The organism is Paenibacillus sp. ISL-20, assembly GCF_018613005.1.
Lineage (GTDB): Bacteria > Bacillota > Bacilli > Paenibacillales > Paenibacillaceae > Paenibacillus_AQ.
In genome coordinates this window covers 1-22,054 of record NZ_JAGGRD010000017.1, presented here as the reverse complement: position 1 = coordinate 22,054, position 22,054 = coordinate 1, and the positions used below count along the sequence as shown (strand labels likewise).

The following is a 22,054-nucleotide window of genomic DNA, read 5'->3' as shown; positions in this document are numbered from 1 at the left end:
TTTCCGCGACTTAGCAAGGTGAATTTCCTGACACAGGCAGCTTCACCGATATCATCCTGGATGCTTGCTCCCATCCCCCGGCTGGACACCGGATCGGTGGGCGCAGTGGAAATACAATTCACTCCACACCCTTCAGTGACTCAATCATATGAATCCGGGTCACTTTTTTCCGAAGCATGAGGTTAGAGAGAAGGGTCAAAAAGAATGCCAGCACAACAGATGCCAGCAGGATCACTAGGTTTAATTGATCCGGGATTTGCTGATGCGTACTCGATAGCGCCTTGATGATGATGGAATAGACATAACCGCTGATCGGCAGAGCGACAATGATCGCAAAAGCGGTTAACAGCATGTTTTCAGAGAAGATCAGCCGATTGATTTTAGGTTTGGGATAGCCTAATACCTTCAGGGTGGCAAGCTCACGATTCCTTTCGTAAATGTTGATGGAAGAGATGGTGTAGATGGCGCCGAAGGACAGAATGACGGCGCAGACAATAAACATGATGAAGATAAAGCTGTTTTGCTTCAGCATATATTGCGCTGATTTCTTGAGATCATTCTTGCCCGCAATGGCATCTACCTGTGGATCCTGTTCAAAGAAGCTGCGAACGCCCGCCAGATCTGCAGCGCTATGTACGCTCACTAACAGCGAAGAAGGATCGTAGTCGATCCCCAAACTCTTCATATAGCTTGGTGTGCTGTAGAACGACGGATTCGAATACTGTGTGGATATATCCAGAACCCTCATATCGACGATGGCTTGGTTAAACTCCGGTGCCGTAAATTGAATCTGGATCGTTTCCCCTTCCGAAATATGATACTGATCCGCATAAGATTTCGGTACCAGCACGCCATGATCTTCTAACGATAGCCGATTGCCTTTTTCATCATAAAAGCGAATCAACTCATTATCCTGCTCCGTAATCACGAGCGTAGCGTTTTCTTGGTTTTCCCCTTGGATGAATTCCACAGGGTAGGTGGACAACCCATAACGGTCTGCAATGCCGGAGGGCAGTGTCGCCGGATCAGGGAACGATCCCATCGAATAATCGACTCGTAAATCATACGTATTTACCTCTTCAATCTGGCCGGCTACTTTGAGCAGGGCCGTCTGCGTGCCAAAAGCCGTGATCAACAAAACCGTACTGACCACAACGCCAACGGAGCTCGCGAGTGCTTTTTGTTTATTTAAGAATATATTTCTTAGAATGATCTTGTAGCTGTAAGGCAGCCGACTCCACATCCCTGGAACTTTCTCTATGAGCAGCTTCTTCATTTTCTTCGGCGGTTTCGGACGCATCGCCTGGGCAGCACGTTCTTGTAATATCGCTCTACCGCTTAAATAGCAGGACAGCATGCCAAAAGCACAGGAGCATATCATTGGACGAAGGATCGCAAATAACGAAAGGGAGAACGTCAAGTCAGGTAGGGAGTAGGATCTTCCAATCGACGCCGTAATGAGTGGAATGAACAGGGCAGCGGCTATGGCATAGCCCAGGATGGAGCCGATGACACCCGCCAGCACAGGGTAGCCCATGTAGTGAAGCATGATGCTTCTATTTTTCACCCCTAATGCCTTCATAATGCCCACTTGATTTCGCTGGGAATCTATAATCCTTGACATGATCAGAAACAGGATCACCGCTTCAATCAAAAAGAGCACGATCGGGATCACCCTGCTCATCAGCTTATTATTATGGATCGTTTGCTGGGTCTGGGAATAGTTGAAGGTCCGCTCTTTGCTGACCTGGCTTACATAAGGGAGTGATTGGGAATGTGCTTCAATGGCTTGGCCTAACTGGTCAATATCGTAACCGTCCTTGGCATCAATCATGATCTCATTGTAGAACAAGCCGCCTGCGATTTCAGGTATGGTCTCTTCGGAAATATAAGCAATTCCATAAGCTTGATGGTCCTGGGTTTCGTTCTTCTTGGCATGCTCCACATTCTCGTTCAAGCCGCTGATCGTGAACGCCATATCCTTGTCATTCACACGGAGGCTGATGGAATCACCGACACGGTAATGATGTCCCCCAGCATAATGGGAGTCCAACAGGATCTCATTCGGCTCAGTTGGAATCCTGCCCTCCATCATTCTGGACGTGTTGATTTCATTCGGTACGGGGATCGAATGCACAGTTAATGTAGCTTTATAATCTTCAAAAGCCTGTGCGGCCTGAACGGTATAACGCCCTTCGAGATGATGAATACCTTCAATGTCTCGTAAACCAGCCACATCCTCCGCGGAAATTTGACTGTAATAGACGTTCAAGTCGCTTAAATTATGTTCTTGAAAATACCCCTTCGTATAAGCGCTCAGATTGTCGCTTAAGGTGACCAGCCCCGTGTAGAAAAAGGCTCCCACCGCAATAACCAATACAATGGCTATGAATTGTCCGATCGACTGCTTCATGTCCCTTAATAATTTCAACGATAAAATCTTCATCACCACTCGATCCCTTCAACGCTTTGTTTGTGATCATTGATCGTGATGCTCTCGATCCTTCCGCTCTTGACGCGGATCACTTTATCCGCCATCGGCGCGATGGCCGAATTATGGGTGACCAGAACGACACATGTCTTCGTTTCCCTGTTCAAATCTTGCAGAAGCTTTAAGACCGACTTTCCTGTCACATAATCCAAAGCACCGGTGGGTTCATCACAGAGGAGAAGCGCGGGATTCTTGGCAACCGCTCTCGCGATTGCAACTCTTTGCTGTTCGCCGCCAGAGAGCTGGGAAGGGAAGTTCTTCATGCGATTCGCTAGTCCAACCTTATGTAAAATATCACGGGCGTCCAGATGGTCCTTACACACCTCTGTCGCAAATTCCACGTTCTCCAGCGCATTCAAATTCGGAATCAAGTTATAGAATTGAAATACAAAGCCAACCTGTTCGCCGCGGTATTCGGTTAATTTCTTCTCGTTCCATCCCGTAATCTCTTGATCCCCAACAAACACTTGTCCCGAGGTAGCGGTATCCATCCCGCCGAGAATATTCAAAATCGTACTCTTCCCCGCCCCGCTGGCCCCTAGAATAACGACGAACTCCCCTTCTAATATGGAGAAGTCAACGCCCGCAAGGGCTTGAATCGTCACTTCACCGATTTGATAAGTCTTGGTTACATTTTTGAATTCGATTAACGTTATCACTTCTTACATCTCCCTGTATTGAATTTTCAGTTGGCATTGATGCGTTAATCTCCATGTTACACCTTACGGTACAAGAGACACCCGACAAGCGATGTATTCCATCATCAGCCTCAAGAAGGATTTCGCTCAACTACGCTGAATCCGGACGAAATTTTCCAAAAGGCAAAAAAAACAAACAGACCGCCATCCGACTGTGGGATAGCGGTCTGTTCCTGCGTACGATACCTGATCTTGTCTGAAATGGAACTGATTTAACTTAAAAGCGTCTCTGAAGCTAGCGTAAACCCTTCAATCGCGACATCTTCGTCGACTTCAATCATGATGCAGCGTTTACCTTGGAAATTCACCTGTTTGACATACCTTAGATCCTGCGGGCTAACCGAAATCGTAGCTACCTTGGTTTCGATCTTAATGGATTTGGAAGTAAACTTCGGCATGACGCTGGTTGCTTTCATTTCATAGTTCTTGTTGTCCACGATGGTTTCGAATGCCCGCTCCACCTTCTCGGTCGTCACGTCCTCTACGCCGCTTGCGTTCAGTACGCGCTCCAGATCTTTATAATCCAGCTTCGGAGGTTCTTCCTCCTTCGTCTCTTCGTTAATTTCGATCACCCGGTTGATTTCCTCGTACACCTGGGCAATGGTGGCTGAATCGAGCTGTTCGCCGGCCACTTCCTTGACGATATCTTCGAAGATCGCTCGCTCTTCAAGTGCCGTCACGGATCTTTCTCCGTTCAAGACCTGTTCGACAAAATGCGGATCCGGAAAATTCGATTTTCCCGTACAATACAAAATACGATTCACATCGGAATAATTGTCCGTCACGCTAGGGTACAGGAATCCTTGCTCCGGCGTACTTAACTTGATAATCGGATCTACAATGACATTGTACTTGAACTCCCTCTCCACATAATCGAACAAGAGCGTCTTCCGTTGTTTCTCCGTAGAATTCACACTGCATAAAATGAACGGATGGGCGAACACCTCGTTCTTCTCGCTCTCTTCCGCTTCATCGTTTCTCGCCTTGGTCGGCATATAATACTGTCCCCGAACGAACGTGACCACCATATCCCGCTCATATTGGGCATCCTTCAGCATTCTATCCACCAGCATCAGCATCAAGTCCTGCCATTCTTCCGGATCACCCGACACGAGAGCCTGGTGAAGCATGACCTGCGCCGGTTCCTCCGCTGCTTCCTGAAACCTCAATTCGAACAATTTTTGATCGAGTTCGCCGGTCAGCAGTTTTTTGAAATTACCCATGTATAACTCTTGCTTCTCCCGATCCACCAGTTCGAACGGCAGGCGCTCCCAGTGATAGATTTCATTCGTTTCCTTCGTAATATAGACATTGAGAATATCGTAAATATTCATTAAATCGTGATCCAGCTTAAATTGTTTGCGTATATTGGCGACTTCTTTTTTGTTCATATCGAATTCGGCAGCTCCTTAGATATATTCTAGCTTATTTAGTATAAAGTATTGGAACGCAAATTTGTAAGCGATCTTGCTGCTTGCCTTGCTGTCCCTAGGGTCAATTCTCCTGTGCACCTGATCCTCTATTGTTGCATATTTGCATACCCGAGTCGAGGACATTTCCTTGTGGGAACCCATACCAAAAAGAGATATCCTTACTCGAAGGATACCTCTTCTGGATACTCGAACCTATTCATTCAAACAACCTTTGATGTTTATGAAAAAACCGGTAAAAGAATTGTACATTGTCGAGTTCAAACCATTCTGCCGTTTGCAAAATCTTGGCATCGAGATTGTAGATCTTCGCATGAAGTGTACCCAGAACAAAAGGAGAGTGCGTAGCAATAATGAATTGGCTGTCAAAATAACGCGCCAGATCGTTCATTTGCTCGGCCAGCTTGATTTGATTCGCCGGAGAAAGCGACGTTTCCGGTTCATCCAGTAAATACAGTTGCCCGGGAAGCAAATATTCCTCAAAAAACTGCATCGACGTCTCCCCGTTCGAATATTTCTCCTGAGAGAATTGAATGATATCCATCTTCTTTTTGAACTCATACGACTGCTCCAGCTCTTCTACCTCGGCCTTGCTCTTTCCCTGAACGAACTGCTCATGCAGCAACCCTTCGCGAAGCACGCTTTCCTGCTGTATTTTCTTGATTTCATACAATAGATCCTCTGACTTGATGTACCGGCTCCCATCGGGAAGCTTATATATAGGACGCTCCTGGTCATCATGCCCGAGTTGGTAGCTGCTCTCCTCGATAAACCGCTGCGCGTACACGTTGTGACCATAACTTGTCATTCGCTCAGAGCCCGCGATTCCCAATTTGTTGGCGATAAGATTCAGCAAGGTGGATTTGCCGGAGCCATTACTGCCATATAATACCGTGATTCGATCAAACAGCAGAACTTCCCCTGCAATGTGCCTGAACACATGATCGGGATATATATTCGGGTTGCTGGAAATGGAAGAAGAGAGTTTGAAGTTAGTTAAATATAGCATCGTCTCGCTCCCCTCATTCAAGCACGGTCCAAATATCCAGTGCCGCCAGACGAATCGCCTCGTGCTCATGTTTCCGGTACGCTCTTAAACGGTCGGTACATGCCTGGTTCCACAATAAGGACGTTCCCGCAACCTTCAGCAAAGAAAGCCCGATATATTGGGCCGCAAACGGCTGCCGATCTCTCAAATGGTCCACCAGATCCAGAATCGCCTCCGGTCTCCAATACGCCTGACTGGCATTGGCTGCCTGAGCGATCTGTCTGTAGGCGTAATCCAACAGATACGGATGCGTATCCGCCATTTGAATCACAGGGTCCAAATGCAGGGCAGCCTGATCCGCCTGGTTCCATTCAATAATCGCCAAATGCAACTTGATCACGGCTGGTTTCAGGGTTTCTTTGGATTTAAGAGCATCGATGATACCCGTATATAAAGGAACGAGTACCCATCTTGCATTGGAAGGCAAAGAGGTCAACTTGTCAATCAATGCCACCAGCCGCTGCCGCTCTGGAAGGTCTCTCTCCGGGGCAGCATTCCTTTCAACCTTCGTCTCCATGTTAGCCAACTGTGTGCAAACGCCGATGACCCGATCGTTCACCTTCCCATCACGGCATGCCACAATAAGAGTATCCATTGCTGCCTTCCATCTGGCGTTATCCTCCAAATCAAGAATCGCTCGGCCGGCGGAAGCCGCTACCTTATCCTCGCTTCCATTCACCCAACGGCTCATGGCTTGGAAAGCCTCTCTTGCCACAACGGGATCGGCATGTCCTGCGATCTCGATAATCAATTGCAAATACCTTGGCCGAGCCTCCACCGGAAGTCCACCAGCATACTGGTTAAGCAGGCTTCTTGCGATATCACGCTGCGGAGAAGCTGCCATGGCACTCATCATGGTCCAGCTGCGTTCATCATCGAGCCATTGTCTGGCAGCGTGACCTATGGCGATCATCACGTCTTTGTGTGCATTCGGTTTCTCGTATTCACGGATGAGAAGCGCCATGCTCTCACTGCTTTTATAAGCCCCAAGCAGCCGGATGGTCTCTTTTCTGACCGTGATTTTCAATTTTTCCCGATTCAGCAGGTCGGACAACATGGACGTCAACAAAACCGGGCTCACCCTGCGCAAACATCTGGGGATCGAGTACATGGCGACCCGAGCACGGTCTCCATCCAGGTTGCCCAGCAATACAGGAAGTGCCTTCTCCGGCTCTTCCCATAACGAATATGCGTAAAGCGCTGCCTCGACGACATGCACTTCCTGATCCTGCAGCAGGACCTCCAGTTGATCGCAGCCATAATCCGGCATGACGGCCAAGCTCCGCGTCGCCGCCGCACGTTCATGGAAACTTCGTTTGGCATCCAATGCCACCCGTTCCAAGAGGGAAGCTAATGCCTTTTGCTGGCGCGGCAGCCACCGGTGAAACCCATTATAGGCGGGCACAACATAAATCGTTTTTCCCGATAAATGCTTGCCTTTGATGATTTTCCCCGAGATGAACGGGGTAAGCCACTCCTGACGCTTCAGATGCAGATGCATAAATACGTCGTGGAATGAGATGAAGGATGGGTCTCTGTCCAGCAGTTCTCTAACTCTCTCATCCCGAGTTTCATACGGTGCCAGCCAATAATGAACCGCCTGCGGCGATACCGTTTTAGCCTTCAGCAGTTCCTCCAGCAGAAGCTGAAGCTTCGGCAATCGATCCACGGCTTTTCCGAACAAATCAGCCATACGCAGGACCACACTTACGTTTTCGCGCTTGTTCGCTTCTACACCAAAGGCATAAATCTCATCGAACAACGCTTCCAGTGCGGAACTTGGTATGCTATCCCAATCCATCGAGTACAACGCAAACTGACCGTCCCGCATCGTCAATCTTCCAAACGTTCTCAAAGCGAACTTGAATAGCTCGCCCTTCAGCTCCAATGCATGTTCACGCAGTATGGCAAAGGCCAGTTTCTCCGTGGCGGACCTTGTCCCGTACGAAGTGTCCCTGGCTTCCACCACGCTATCCACCAGCACAGTCAGATCGTTCACATGCTCTTCCTTAAACATGAGAGCAGGACAGTTTGAGAGCTCGACCATCACTTGCCAGCGCACCGGATCCTGGTCGTTCTTGATTCGAGTCAGGAAGCGCAGCGTCTCATCCATTCCGCTTCGGGATAGAGCTGTACTCCGAACAAGGTGGGCATAGGCCGCAGCACGCTCATCGCTATTAGACACCTGGACGGCTTGCTCCAGCTTCTCCCTGGCGTTAACAATGAAACGGCGCGCCGTCGTTTCGAGCATGTCATCCTGATGATCACGAATGTCGCGAAGTTCCAGCATGCGGGCAGCTTCCTTGTCGCGCAGTCGGTGCGGTAGTGCATCCAATAGCGGCATAGGGAAAATGCGCGTCTTCCGCTCGTCTTCCTTATAAGCGGCATCAAACATCGCTTCGCGACAAGACGGCGCAAGGGTATCCAGCACCTTGGCTACATGTACAGGCTGATCTGCGAGCAAGGTAGTCAGCGTGGTCCACTGCGCTGTGGTGAACCATTTTCTCTTCTTCAAAACGCCTGCCGGAACGCCATGATTCAGAAGATGTTCCCGTGTCTCCTCACGTGTCAGCAGCTCGAATACCTCCTCAGGGCTGGCCTGAATCAGAATGCCCAATTGCTGCTTGAGTACAGGATGAATCATATCCGTCGGCCCAAGCGTAAGCGCACATTCCAACACGATCGCCGGTCTTGAAACACTCAGTACCTCAATCGCGGAAGAGAGCGTCCACCATACACTGACCTTTTCCCAATGCGTTGCGTTCTGCAAAGCATTCTTGAAATATGCTGCAACCAGATCGGGATAGTACTTCGTTAGGAGTCGCCAATTGCGTAACGCATACCCCAGCTCCGGAAGTCTGGTGCGAACCGTCTCTTCGCTGCACACGGCCAATAATAAGGACGCTTCTTGTGCGCCCCACCGGTCAAGCACGAGCGGCAGCAGACGTTCCGCCCAATCCTGACGGTATGTATTCAAGATGCTCCGCAGCAGTTGACGGCGGCAATGATACGACATCAGAGCAATTTCGGACTCAACCGAAAAGTCCGGATCTGTCACCACTTCTGGCAGTAATCCAACTGCCCGGCCCCTAACTCCTGCCTTAGAATGCTTCAGGGCAAACAAAACCGCACAAGCATCATTCATTACGTCGGCACCGGTCAAAGCCAGATGCGCCTCATAGGCAGTGCCGCTTTCGAGCAAAGATACGAGCAGCGCGGAATAATCCGCATCTCCTGTATGCTGGCGCCCCAGAAGCGCCATCCGCTTCATCCTGTCCGAATAACCCAGCGAATCCAGCTCTATGAGCAATTGCTCTTTGTTCATCAGATCATGGTTATATGTCATCATTTGCTCTCCCCTCATATTCTTATAACCGATCAAAATTTCTCCGTAACCGATTTGCGCAAGCTCTCCTGGAAGTATATAACTTCTTTTTTTGTTCGTGCTATGGCCACAGCCGGGGGATATTACGGTGGATATGTACGAAACATTATTGGAGATCGTCTAATGGTATCTTCAATAATGTTTCACTAATGCAGTGAATACAGCAATACTAATGAACTCGGTAAGCAAGTATATTCTTAATAAAGAGTTTACACATAATGAAGTGAGCTGTGGGATAGGAATCGACTATGGTAATATGCTGGTGACTAAAACGGGGATAATTAAAAAAGGGGCAGAAAACACCTCTAATAAATCCTTAGTCTGGTTTGGAAAACCTGCAAATATAGCATCTAAGTTGACAGATGCTGCTAACAAGACAGAGAGAAGGAAGTTCGGGGTTCTGAGGAAACATTCTCGGGCCAACAAATGGAGAACTAATGAAGTCCATACCATTTTTTATTATAGTTGCCGTCTCAATTGTACGTTTAGTTGGACTTACAAGAGCTAAATCATCAGGATCAATTTTAATTTCATTTCGTAGCTGACTTACTTGAAATTTGCCGTACTCTATAAGACTAGGATGCAGAGTATTCAACCGATTTGGATAATCGTTGAGATGTTCTCCATGACCGTGCCGAATAAATATGAATTCCATATTCCGCCCTCCTAACATCAAATCTGATATTAGGTATTCTATGATTGTATTGAGCAATCCTGCCCGTTACATGTTCTTGTCGTCCGACAAATCTTTAATTAATTCAACAGCTCTCTCAACATACTCGTCTCTGCCTTCCATAATTCCTTCAATGGTTGGATCAAGACGAATATCAGGTTGCACTCCTACTCTTTGCGTTGGTTTTTTCTGAGGGAGCTTAACTCTCTTTTAACCACAGTGGTAATAAAGGAGTCAATGATGCAGTGTGAGTAATCTACGGTAGAACTTAACTGAGGAACAAATAACGTACCAATGAAAAACTCATGCTCAGGTAGGGATAGCGACAGGAAAATGCGGATTTACAACGATAAGGAAATTCCAAATTAAAAAGCCCAACTTCTCTGCAAAACAAAATAGAGAAAGTGAGCTTTTCAGTTACTTCATTATTTTTATTTGAACTAATATAAAACTGCTAAGTTGATTTTTTAGCTCAGCTATTTATTGAATTCATTAACTGGAAGAAGTATTCAGGTTTATGAGTCTTATTTAGGTTATACCATGAATGTAATGTATCTGGTGCAAATACATCTAATTTTTTCAGTACTTCCATCGCAAATTCCAGAGGAGCTATTCCTGATGCAGTAACTAAATTCGCATCAGATACCGCAGATCCCACCTCATAGAACTTTTCTCCTCTATAGTTAGGACATACCATTTTAGTGTATTCTAAATTATTACTTGTATGCTTTCTAGTATCTAAGTATCCCATATTCGCAAGGGCCTCAGTTGCACCACAAATTGCAGCAACAATAGTGCCAAGCTTTAAAGCTTGGCCAATTCTTTCCAAGATAGGTTGATGAATTTCTTCATTCCAAGTAGTCCCTCCTGGTAAAATTAAAAGATCTTTACTCTTAAGAGTACATTCATCAAGGGAAATATCTGGTTTTATGCTCAGTCCTCCCATAGTAGTAATCATTTCTTTATTAGCTCCTACTGTAATTACTTTTAAAGGTACTAAATCTTTTTTGAAATATCTTCCTGAGTTTAGTTCAGCAATTAAATATCCATATTCCCAGTCCGACATTGTATTAAATACATATAGAAAAACTTTTTTTGTTTGCATCCAATAACACTCCAATCACAATTGATATAGCCAACTATAACATTACTTCCCTGACACCTAGCGTCAGGGAAGTAATCAAATTTGATGAAATTTTATTAATTCCGACAAAACTTCAATCATTCTTTTCTTAAGACTTATTGGCTCAATAACTTTAATAGATTTATTGTACGGTAAAAGTAAATAAGGTACATATGTATGTATCATATCTTTTTCAAGAAGAAAAACTGCTTGATTTGAAGTCCGTTCTTGTAAATAATGTCCTAAAAACCAATGTTGGCAAATATCAGCCAATACACTTTTATCCCCATTAATAACCAAAGAAATAATCCCTTCCTTATCTTCTATAGTTGGAAGAAGACTTTTTATAAAAAAGTCACGTGCTGAAAAATTTTCTGGCCGGTTAAACTTATTTTCGGTTAGCATTAGACTTTCAATTCGATCTACTCTAAAACTACGGATATCATTCCTAAGATGACAAAATCCAATCACATACCACTTATTATTCCAATAGATAATTCTGTACGGATCGACCAATCTATAATTTAATTGCTTTTCGCCACTTTTATGGTAAAGAATTTTTACTGAGTACCCGTCAGCTACGGCCTGCTCCAACTCCTTCAAAAAAGGTTCCATAGAGAGTGAACTTAATCGACTTATTACTTCAAGACTAGTTAAATGTTGGTTTATCTTTGTTTCCTGCTCTTGATTTGAGTATTTACTTAGTTTTGAAATGGCCCTATTTAGTGCTTCACCTCCATAATATCCGGCTTCTTCTGCAAAAACAGCAGCGTGAAATAGTGAAGTTTGCTCCTCAAAATCAAAAAAAAGAGGAGCCTCAATAAAATTGTTCAATAAAGTGTATCCACCGTTATGTCCTGGTTCTGAAATTATAGGTACGCCACTTGTTGAAATTGTATCAATATAACGATACACAGTCCTTATATTCATCTCTAACTTTTCTGAAATTTGTTTTGCAGTAATTTTTTCACCTGAACGAAGCATCCATAGAATTGCTAACATATTGTCAATTTTAGGCATATAATTCCACCTCTATATGAAATTTATTTTCTATTATATATTTCCGATTTTTGGTATAACTCATCAACTGTTCCTTTCCGATAGCTTTCTATACAATGAGGCCCTAGACACATTTGTGATTTCACAAATTTGATTTACAGTCATATCTCCCTCTTTATAAAGCTTTACTGCATAATTCATTCCTGCATGATTTTTATGGTACTTCTTTAACCGACCTTTAAACTTTCCTTCTTTCTTAGCCAGTTCAATCCTTCACGCTGCCGCATACGGATAAGATCACGTTCTAATTGGTTTACAACCGCCATAACTGTAATTAAGAATTGGCTGTAGGGATTATCTTCTGATAAATCTAGCCATGTATCTTTTAAGGATTTTAAATTTGCATTTTTACTCCGTATGTAGTTGAACTGACACGTATATAACCATTTTTCGCAAAAAAATATCACCTCGTTTAGCGTATAAAAAAGCAGCCGATCTGTATGTCTGGTTGCTGCTCCTTTCCCTGTGAATAGATAGCTCGATTACGTCTCCTAATCATACAACTAATTGGAAGTATCCTGCCCGTTAGCTTAATGAAATTGCATGGGAATATAGTTTGATACTTATCTAATCGGTAATCGGCACAAGTTCTTGTCCTAGACTCTGGACAAGAACTTGTACCGATAAAACAAAAAAGCCGCTAAATTAGCGACTTTCTATGGGATCATGTTCTTGTCCCTCGACAGGAGGACAAGAATATGTACCGTTAAAGCTCTACCTTTCTGATTGTTGTGGTAATCCCTTCTTGTATGTTCGCTGTTTTTGATACCGTCAGTGTAGCGATTATAATATCCTGGATCATCCTGCTTTTCGTGTGCATCCACGAATAATTTTGCATCAGCTTTACTAATATATCTACTCATTGAAGCGTTCCAAATAGCGTGCCGGTATGCATCTTTTGTTGTGCCAGCCTCTTTTAATAACCATAAATACTATCCGCTGCATAGTCGTTTGCATCATCTCTGCATTTATTTACCATAAGTGTTCTCGCAGGACTACCCGCCACCAAAGTTTCCTCAGCATTTGTTAGCTCACTCCATTTACTCGCGTATCCATCACTAACTGCCTGTATAGAAAAATCCAGGAGGGAAAGATGAAATGACCGCTGAGATTCTTCTCGCACACATTGATCAATGGTAAGTAAGCAACATATTTGAGCTGCTCGAACGGGACGAACCCCGGGCAGCTATTCAAAACATGTGGCGAGAGGTCAATGAGTATTTTCACGGGTCAACGAATATGTCTTGTAGGAGCTTTTGCCCCTGACGAGACGCGGGATAAATTCGCTTCCATGATTCGGCAGTATTTTAAAAGGTGGATCGATGCCTTATGTGCCTCAATTGTTCGCACAGGAGCATCCTTGGAAGCTGCTACCAGCATTTCAGAGGATACGATTGGTAGCATTTCAGGGCGGATTGATTCTCAGTAGAGCGCTCAATGATGAGACCGTTTTTGAACGTACCTTGGTAGGTCTCACCGAGCGAGTAACGAAATTTCTTGAAGCGAATGGTTCATGATTGATCCTATAGATTGTGTCCGTCTCTATCTAAAAAACGTGCAGTAACCTGTGATACGGTTCACCGTTTCAACTATAGAGCGAAATCAAAAGGCACCTAATTGGGTGCCTTCAAATGGACACTTTACAGTCTTTTGTTGGATATCTAATATAAAGCCGGCAGTTTCATGAAATCATAACCTACAATACCGAAGTTTGATCAGTGGTGAACTTACCCTACTGTCAATCTCTCTTTGACATAGGCAATTAACTCCTCATTGTATCATTTATTGTATAAACCCCGCCTTGGCCCTCTTCCACTAAATAAACATCAAAATTATTTGATCCCCTCATAACAAATCTAAATTCCTTGCCCCGAGGGGCTCTCAAATGCACTGTTTTAAAAGGACTGGCTGTATCGCTTATTTTGCCAAGTAAGGAAACTGCACGGTCTACACCTGCTAATAGCAAACCTTTATCCAAACTTTCGGTATCGTCATAGAAATGAAGGATATGATGCGTATCAGCAATATTGTCCGCAACGGCTCTGACGGATACACCACCATCCGCCGTGTTAGCAATGGTGAATCTTTTTCCATCCTTCAGTTCCAAGTAATGTTCATGCTCGGAAATATACTTTTCTACACGACCGCTTTCGAGGTTATAAAATAAATCGGCTGATAATGTATTGGGCCACATCCCATTAACCTCGGAACCATCCACTAAAGTCGCCTTCATGAAATATAAAATCGTGGTTTCGCTGGGCATTCTCCTTGTAGGTAGCAGCTTTGCGGTAACATCGCTAATCCACTTTTTTATTACGCTGTCGTTTAGTTTCAAGTCCTCTGATCCCCATCCTAAACGAAGCAAAGCGATCTGAGCTTGAGATAAAGCATAGTACATTCCAAGCTGAGGAATGATACGTTCAAATACCGTTATCGTTTTGGCAATGGCTGTAACTGTCTCGGATGCACCTACCTCTGAAATTCCGTGTGTAGGAATGACTGCTTTAAAATGAGAATCAAGGAACATAAGTGTGCCTTCATTCTTATTCAATGTAACTTTCAGTGTCGAGTGTGCAGTTCCTTCATTAACAATCTCTAAAGCCCTGTTAAAGCCATAAGACTCTCTATATTTGCCTGTATCAGAAATTAAACCGAATCGTCTCACCAATAAATGATTTAAATTTTCAAGCAAAAGATCTTTATTAGCTTCATTGCTTACTGAAGCGGCGTCGAGACCCAATAATCTGACAATCCCTTCAGGCTGGAAAGGGTCAACAGGTTGGTTGATCGTTTCAGCAAAGTGTTCTTTAAGTCGTTCAGATAATAATATCAGTTCTGACTTCAGCAACAAATTGCAAAGAGATAACACATCCTCGTTCAAATACATATATACGAAACTTCCATTTGCAATAATCGTTTCCAGAGTATCCGCAAGAAACATATCGCCTACCAGAAAATCAGACCCTACTCGTACAGTAAGACGACCATCAACTGAAAATCCGGCTCTAACAGGAGGAAGAGAAAGTTCAACATTATAATCCAACTTCAAAGCGATTCCAGGCTCCTTGGATGTATCATCATTTTCATCAATCGCTGACTTTAGTGTCATACTCATCTAAACTCCTTTCTATATGACTCCTTCGTAGGGAAGGCTATTTCAAATGGTTGTTTGCTTGCTCTCTCGAGCAATCTCTTTTCGAACGATCGGTGCGACGCGGGTGCCAAACAACTCGATGGCGCGCAATACTTCGCGATGCGGCAATGTGCCGATATTTAGATGTAAGAAGAAACGGTTCGTTCCCAGGTTTTTGCGGACGAGAAGAATCTTCTCCGCGACATATTCAGGATCGCCAACATAAAGGGCGCCATCAATACTACGCGCAGCATCGTAAGATGCACAACTATATGGCGGCCATCCTAATACTTTGCCGAGTTCATTCATTTGAACCGACGTGTAAGGGTAATGTAACTCGGCAGCCTGTACTGTTGTTTCTCCAACGAAGCCGTGTGAGTGTGTCGCAATTCTAAGTTTACTCACATCGTGACCGGCTCCGGCGGCAGCTTGTTTATACAATTCGACTAACGGGGCAAATCTTTCCGGCATTCCGCCAATGATGGCGAAGACGACGGGCAGCCCCAGCGCTCCTGCTCGAATGGCGGATTCTGGGCGCCCTCCGGTTCCGACCCATACCGGAAGCGGGTCTTGGACGGATCGCGGATAGACGCCAAGATTATGGATCGCGGGGCGATGACCACCTCGCCATGTGACTTTTTCCGAAGCTCTAATCTTTAGAAGCAACTCAAGGTGTTCTTCAAACAATTCGCTGTAATCGTTCAAGCTATAGCCAAACAACGGGAACGAATCAATAAAGGATCCTCGGCCTACCATAATTTCTGCCCGGCCATTACTGATGCTGTCCAGTGTAGAAAAAGATTGGTATACGCGAACTGGATCATCCGAGGAAAGAACGGTAACGGCACTCGTGAGCCGAATTCGCTTGGTTAAAGCTGCAGCCGCTGCAAGCACCACGGCTGGCGATTCAGAGGCATAATCAAACCGTTGATGCTCTCCGATTCCAAACACATCAAGGCCGACTTGATCGGCAATAACGATCTCTTCGACCCCGTTCCGAATCCGCCTGGGATGGCTAATCCTCTTGCCCGTTACGGGATCCGGTGAGTTCTCTAGAAAAGTGTTGATGCCTATTTCAAAGTTGTCTGTGGATTCAGCCATAGTTGATCCTCCTTAAATTCCTGCTGAGAATATCTTTAAATGGGTTGAAAAGCTGATTTAATAGTAGAAACTAGTGTTGATCGCAGGCAAAAATATTATCGATGTCCTGCGGCAACGTTTTTTGGCGCTACTTCGTTGATACGTTTAAGATCGGAATCCGTAAGCTCAACCTGCAAGGATCCAATATTATCCTCCAAATACTTTCTTCTTTTCGTTCCTGGAATAGGTACGATATCGCTGCCTTGCATCAATATCCATTTCAGCGCCAATTGAGGTGCGGTGCACCCCTTTTCAGCAGCCATCTCTTGAATTCGGGCGACAAATTTAAGGTTTTTCTGTAAGTTTTGTCCTTGAAATCTTGGGAAGTTCCGTCTTATGTCATCGTTCCCCAAGTCCTCGTACCGTTGAATAGTACCTGTTAAGAAACCACGTCCAAGCGGACTATAGGCTACAAATCCGATGCCAAGCTCTCTGCAGGTAGGTAGAACTTCGTCTTCAATGTCTCGGGACCACAAGGAATACTCCGTTTGCACTGCCGATATGGGATGAACCTCATGTGCTCTGCGTATCATATCTGGCGAGGCTTCTGAAAGGCCGATATAACGAACCTTGCCTTCCTTCACCAGGTCAGCCATCGCCCCTACAGACTCCTCGATTGGAGTATACGGATCAATACGATGCTGATAATACAGGTCGATGTGCTCAACACCTAATCTGCGCAAGCTTGCTTCACAGGCAGCCTTAACATATTCCGCTCTTCCGTTATATCCCCACATCGGTCCTTTGTCGCGTACTACCCCAAACTTGGTAGCCAAAGTGACCTCATGCCGTCGATCTTTGATCGCTTTTCCTACCAGTTTTTCATTTTCGCCAACACCGTACATATCCGAGGTATCCAAGAAGCCCACACCAAGTTCTAAAGAACGATGAATCGTCCGTATGGATTCTTGTTCATCCCGGTCACTTCCGTAAAAATCGGACATGGTCATACAGCCTAATCCAAGAGCTGATACTTCTAGCCCGCTTGATCCAAGCGCTCTTTTCTCCATAAAAAATCACTCCTCATTTTCAATATGGAAATCACAATACGGTATGTTTTGCATATTCGATATCTTTTCTTATACGCTTTTGAGTTGTTCGACTACATTCTGTTTATTTTTCAAAGCAATCGAAATCACTGCAAATACGGTTGCAAGCAATACGATTAGCCCTCCGACCCAACCAATCGATGATAGGGAGAGTTGTTCGACAACCACACCACCTAAAACTGCTCCCAAGGCGACACCAAGATGGAATGCAGAGGAATTCAAACTCAGCATAATATCAGTTGACTGAGGAGCCATAGTAACCAGATTAAACTGCTGTGCTGGGGCCGTTGTCCAGGCTCCAAGCATCCAAAGAGCTAGTATGAACAAGGCGCCTGCAAAAGTAACGGCAGCAATCGGGAGAAAGAACAGGGCAATCACATGAAGGAGCAGACTTGCAATAAGAGTACGAGCAATTCCCCATTTATCGGAACCATATCCTCCTATACGAGCTCCTACTACAGCCATTAGTCCCATGCCTAGCAAGACAAGGCTGATTGTATTGGAGTTAAGACCGGCATTTTCGCGCAACAATGGAGCTAGATACGTAGAAACAACAGAGTAACCTGTAATAAAGAACAAAGAGGTTAACAAGCCACTTATTACTTTGAATTCTTTGAGTACGGCCAGTTGTTTAGATAGTGGAATCGCTTCTTGACCGGATAACTTAGGAACGGCTTTTGCGATGGGAACAGTCGTTATTATGGTAAGTACGCCAAGTATAGCGAAGATCCAGCGCCATCCCATATACTCCCCGATCAAAGTGCCTAAAGGAAGTCCGATGACGAGTGAAAGACTTGTTCCCATTAAGACAGTACCGATCGCACTTCCTCTTTTCTCCGGCGGAGCCATTTGTGCAGCTACACCCAAGGCAACTACAGCGAAAACGCCTGCGCTTACTCCCAAGACAGCCCGGGAAATCATAAGCAATGCATAATTAGGGCTTAGAACAGCAATGATATTGCCGATAACGAAAATACATAGTGCTGCCAATAACAGCTTTTTTCGATCTACTTTTGATGTGATTGCTATCAGAATCGGCGTACCCACTGCATAGGCAATGGAATACACAGTAACTAATTGTCCGGCAAGACCTATTGATACATTTGTATCTGAGGCAATCATGTCAAGAATTCCAGTAATAATCGATTCGGCCGTACCGACCACGGTCGCGCCCAGTGCAAGAAAATAAATAATAAATTTGTAGCTCTTCATGTTGTAGTCCTTCATAAATGCTTCTGATCCCCCGTTTTTCTAAATAAAATTGATATTGAATCTAAATGAATAAAAACAATTCTTCAACAGGCTTTCCTACGCATCAAGATGCCCTTGGCCTTTGTTAGAAAGCATACGACGTCCACCCCCTTTCAATCGAACGTTCGATCAATTTAACTCAAAAAAATTTTTATCGAACGTTCGATCAAAGTATTTCAAAAAAAAGGGCTGTTTATGCTTTAATAGCATTCCAGCTCATTTGAATCATTTTATCGATATTAGCAGAACTGAATTCATATTCACCATTTATATACTCTTTCCCCATTTGGACAAATGGCAGACAGGAGTAGGTAACCAAAAGACTGGTCTCCGAATCCTTGAATAGTCCTTCTCTGATCCCCCTCTCAAATAGAGCATACATCGGCTTGAACACACCACCGTTTTGATCTTTACAGCTTTTGCGTATAAACGGAGAGTCAAGAAACTGTTCCATTAACAGAAAGTTAGCTTTATTATTCACAATATAATTGGAATAATTACGCAAGATCTTCTGAAAACCATCCTTGACTGACATATCCGCCGTTACACCTTTAAACATCATCTGATGCATTTGATCCTTGAGGTTAAAATATAGTTTAATCAGCAAGTCTTCTTTACTTTCAAAATAAAAGTAAATGGATGATGAAGAGATGCTTGCCCTCTTCGCAATTTTGGACATGGATATATCGGATAGCCCTATTTCATTGAGAAGTGCAATGGTTGTCTGATAGATAAGTTCCATTTTGTTTTCGGATTTGTTCTTCATGAACTGATTATAATCGATCGTTCGATCAAAATCAAACTATCTTTCGAACAACATACACATGTCGAAATAACCAAGTACCCGTTTACTTAATGAATTGCAGGCAAAATTGATTAATACATGGCCAATTGATAATCGGCGGCACTTGTTCTTGTCCTCGACAGTGAACAAAAAGAAGGACTCAGATTTTTCCTGAGTCATTTTTTATTAGATTGCATTAATAATGAATTGTCTTCGTTCTGCTTTGACCTCAAAGAAATATTGTTGATCTTTAATTAAATGCCTTTTGTACTGTAAAGATGGTTCCTTTCACGTTGACATCGAAAGTCTTGTAGTATTGTGCTTCTGTAATTTCTCCTAATGGAAGCAATGACCCTAGTCCGGCATTTGCAAAGAGAATGTCCAAGTGTCCCTTCTCTCGCTCTACTGTTTCGAACAATTTATCTAGATCTTCCGACTTTGATATGTCACCTCGGACGCCTGTAACATTCTTACCGATCTGCTTTACTGCTTCATCCAGTTCACGTTGTCTGCGTCCCGTGATAAAAACGTAAGCCCCTTCTAGTACGAACTGTTGTGCCGACGCGAGACCGATGCCGCTTGTACCTTGTGTTACAACTGCTACCTTCCCGTCAAATTCCCCCATTCTATTACACTCCTTTTATAATTTTTTGTATTGTATAGGATGCTCTGTCTACCCCATGAACTTCCTATGAACGATAGTATGGAGGAAAAGTCGCACCCAAACTTAACTATATACATGCAATTTTCCGATCTGCCCCCCCCTGGTTGTTTGAGCTAACTTTTATTCAATAACTTCCTTTACCCCAGACTAGACCTGTATTTTTAAGTTAAGCTTTTCAGAACTCCACTTCCAAAGCTCAAGTGCATGCTCCTTATTGTACGATTCCTCGGACGATGCTGCCTCTTTAGGTCCGTCCCAATATGTTCCACTCTGGACTGAGCTCCTAAGAATAAGGTTTGCAAGATCATTTCCGGATTGTTTGGTTGTCCGAACACTGGAGCGAACGAAACGCAAAAGCGGCATGATATTATTCCACATAAATCGTAACAGAGGACTATAATCCCTCGTGAGGGCTGAGCCTTTGCCAGGCATCATACCGGGATTGAATGCTGCCACCGAGATAGAACGTTTGGATTGCTGAATTTGACGGGAAAGCTCATAAGCAAAGTACAGATTACAGAGCTTAGAAGTGGTGTAGCGAACCTGGCCTTTTGCTAAATCAGACAGAATACCTAGCAGTCGATCGGATTCAACAGGGTCAGCCAATATACTGGGACTTGCGTAACGTGGGGCTGGCATGCCGGTTTTCTTGCTGAAATCATGAGTATCGCTGCTTACGACGACGATACGTCCGTTTTCTTGAAGGTGATTTAGCAATAACCGCACAAGCATGAAGTGACCCAGATGATTCACGCCAAAAGTGGCTTCAATACCATCGGCAGTCATTTGTGTACCTTGCACAAATTGAGAACCGGCATTGCAGACAATGACATGAAGTGGAGGAAGTTCCGCCTTTGAAAACTGCTCGACAAAGTGATGAATGGATGAGCTCGAGGATAAGTCCAAAACCATCGCTGAGATATTAGCATTTCCGGTAATCCTGATCAAATCATTAGCTGCATCGTTGCCTCTATGTTGACTGCGTGTAGCAATTATGACATGCCATTCATGTGAAGCACTAGCAATAACTTGGGCTGCTTCGAAACCGAGCCCCGTATTTCCTCCTGTAATGATGACGGTTTTCATGGCTTTCTTCATAATTATCATCTCCAGTCTTTGTTATATTCAATACGATACGTTATCGTATCGTATATGTCAAATAAAAAAAACCTTGCTCATCTTTGCAAGGTCCTTAAATGGGTTCTCTCATGCCGTTTACGACCAGCTCTATTCCTTGTTTTAGGGAAGCATCCAAATCCGTGGATGGGGGCTTAAACAACAATTGATACATAACAAAACCAATCAAAAGATCTGAGACCAGGTCAACATTGACCTTATCGCTTAGCTTCTCTGTAGAACGGTGGTGCGCAATAATACTTGAGATTTCTTTGGTCTTAGGAAGAGAATGATTTTCCCAGAACGATTCGGATATTTGGGAACTGCCGGATATGGTTGAAATCAGCAGCGAGAGCATCTGCTTTCCCAGTGGCGTATTCATTTGCTGAGCAAAATTACGCGCAAGTTCGTATAAGACCTCGTTAAGATCGCCTTCTGCAGACGCTTTGAACTCAGGTTTTATTTGTTCGAGTGCCTCAACAATCAGATCTTCCTTATTGTTCCACCTTCGGTAGATTGAGCTTTTCCCGACACCTGCACGTTGAGCGATCATTTCTATGCTTAGTTTCTCGACGCCGTACTCGGTGAGCAAGGACAATGTTGCATCTAAAATACTGCGATGAACCTCGTTACTTCGTGGCCGACCGCGGGATTCGCCGGAAACTGAATTTTGCGTAATATCCATCTTTGATCCCTCCCATTACTTTATTGAGAAAACATGTAAATAATTATATCACAAAGATTGGCCCCCTCAACTTTCCACATTATACTGCCCGTTAGAATTCCTGTAAAACGAAAAATTTGGCGTTTGAACAAAAACGAGCGCCTCGGTACGATGGGGTTGCACACGAGGTCATAGCCTCAAAAAGCCCATCAGGAGGTCGCTCTACTATGAAGTTTAAGGCACAGGAAAAGCAAAATCAACTCATTGAAAACATTACCGTTCATCATCTAGTCATCGGCGTAGATATCGCTCAGGAGATTCATGTTGCTCGCGCAGTCAGCTTTCG

Annotated in this window: 15 protein-coding genes and 3 pseudogenes; all 18 read right to left on the bottom strand. The window is 44.3% G+C overall.

The genetic code is table 11. The features are described from left to right. Positions 1-118: 118 nt before the first annotated feature. The 18 genes and pseudogenes from J7E85_RS09965 to J7E85_RS09885 all read right to left on the bottom strand — a co-directional run bounded on the left by J7E85_RS09965 (position 119) and on the right by J7E85_RS09885 (position 21,729). Entirely contained in the window at positions 119-2,446 is a 2,328-nt protein-coding gene (locus J7E85_RS09965) for an ABC transporter permease (RefSeq protein WP_215157359.1), read from the bottom strand. Continuing rightward, positions 2,446-3,150: an ABC transporter ATP-binding protein gene (locus J7E85_RS09960; protein ID WP_353049481.1), complete on the bottom strand. Its 705-nt coding sequence runs from the start codon at positions 3,148-3,150 to the stop codon at positions 2,446-2,448. Before J7E85_RS09960 ends, J7E85_RS09965 begins: the two co-directional genes overlap by 1 nt. Before the next feature lie 251 nt (positions 3,151-3,401). After that, on the bottom strand, positions 3,402-4,580 hold the full coding sequence (locus J7E85_RS09955) for a DUF4317 domain-containing protein (protein ID WP_215157357.1): 1,179 nt from the start codon (positions 4,578-4,580) through the stop codon (positions 3,402-3,404). 238 nt (positions 4,581-4,818) lie between these two features. Then, positions 4,819-5,628 carry an AAA family ATPase gene (locus tag J7E85_RS09950; RefSeq protein WP_215157355.1) on the bottom strand — a complete coding sequence of 270 codons (810 nt, stop codon included), beginning with the start codon at positions 5,626-5,628 and terminating at the stop codon, positions 4,819-4,821. 13 nt (positions 5,629-5,641) lie between these two features. Further along, on the bottom strand, positions 5,642-9,013 hold the full coding sequence (locus J7E85_RS09945; protein ID WP_215157353.1) for a HEAT repeat domain-containing protein: 3,372 nt from the start codon (positions 9,011-9,013) through the stop codon (positions 5,642-5,644). 355 nt (positions 9,014-9,368) lie between these two features. Next, entirely contained in the window at positions 9,369-9,707 is a 339-nt protein-coding gene (locus tag J7E85_RS09940; RefSeq protein ID WP_251035619.1) for a histidine phosphatase family protein, read from the bottom strand. A gap of 490 nt (positions 9,708-10,197) precedes the next feature. Next, positions 10,198-10,830: a type 1 glutamine amidotransferase family protein gene (locus J7E85_RS09935; RefSeq protein ID WP_215157351.1), complete on the bottom strand. Its 633-nt coding sequence runs from the start codon at positions 10,828-10,830 to the stop codon at positions 10,198-10,200. A gap of 75 nt (positions 10,831-10,905) precedes the next feature. Next, positions 10,906-11,868 (bottom strand): helix-turn-helix transcriptional regulator, encoded by a 963-nt coding sequence (locus tag J7E85_RS09930; RefSeq protein ID WP_215157349.1) that lies wholly within the window; start codon positions 11,866-11,868, stop codon positions 10,906-10,908. 63 nt (positions 11,869-11,931) lie between these two features. Further along, a pseudogene (locus J7E85_RS09925) lies at positions 11,932-12,266 on the bottom strand (helix-turn-helix domain-containing protein); the annotation flags it as partial. Between the two features lie 297 nt (positions 12,267-12,563). Continuing rightward, positions 12,564-12,803, bottom strand: a pseudogene (locus J7E85_RS35130) (DUF6973 domain-containing protein); the annotation flags it as partial. Positions 12,804-13,669: 866 nt separating this feature from the next. Next, positions 13,670-15,022, bottom strand: a complete 1,353-nt coding sequence (locus J7E85_RS09920; protein WP_215157347.1) for a hypothetical protein — start codon at positions 15,020-15,022, stop codon at positions 13,670-13,672. Positions 15,023-15,064: 42 nt separating this feature from the next. Beyond that, positions 15,065-16,141: an Atu2307/SP_0267 family LLM class monooxygenase gene (locus tag J7E85_RS09915; RefSeq protein ID WP_215157345.1), complete on the bottom strand. Its 1,077-nt coding sequence runs from the start codon at positions 16,139-16,141 to the stop codon at positions 15,065-15,067. 95 nt (positions 16,142-16,236) lie between these two features. Next, positions 16,237-17,190, bottom strand: a complete 954-nt coding sequence (locus J7E85_RS09910) for an aldo/keto reductase (protein ID WP_215157343.1) — start codon at positions 17,188-17,190, stop codon at positions 16,237-16,239. Positions 17,191-17,259: 69 nt separating this feature from the next. Next, positions 17,260-18,456, bottom strand: a complete 1,197-nt coding sequence (locus J7E85_RS09905; protein WP_251035618.1) for an MFS transporter — start codon at positions 18,454-18,456, stop codon at positions 17,260-17,262. Positions 18,457-18,673: 217 nt separating this feature from the next. Continuing rightward, a complete protein-coding gene (locus tag J7E85_RS09900) occupies positions 18,674-19,246 on the bottom strand; it encodes a TetR family transcriptional regulator (protein ID WP_215157341.1) in 573 nt (190 codons plus the stop codon). A gap of 271 nt (positions 19,247-19,517) precedes the next feature. Further along, positions 19,518-19,889 (bottom strand): annotated as a pseudogene (locus J7E85_RS09895) (SDR family NAD(P)-dependent oxidoreductase); the annotation flags it as partial. A gap of 186 nt (positions 19,890-20,075) precedes the next feature. Then, positions 20,076-21,026: an SDR family NAD(P)-dependent oxidoreductase gene (locus J7E85_RS09890; RefSeq protein ID WP_215157339.1), complete on the bottom strand. Its 951-nt coding sequence runs from the start codon at positions 21,024-21,026 to the stop codon at positions 20,076-20,078. Positions 21,027-21,120: 94 nt separating this feature from the next. Next, complete coding sequence (locus J7E85_RS09885; RefSeq protein WP_215157337.1) at positions 21,121-21,729, bottom strand: TetR/AcrR family transcriptional regulator; 609 nt, start codon at positions 21,727-21,729, stop codon at positions 21,121-21,123. Between the last annotated feature and the right edge of the window lie 325 nt (positions 21,730-22,054).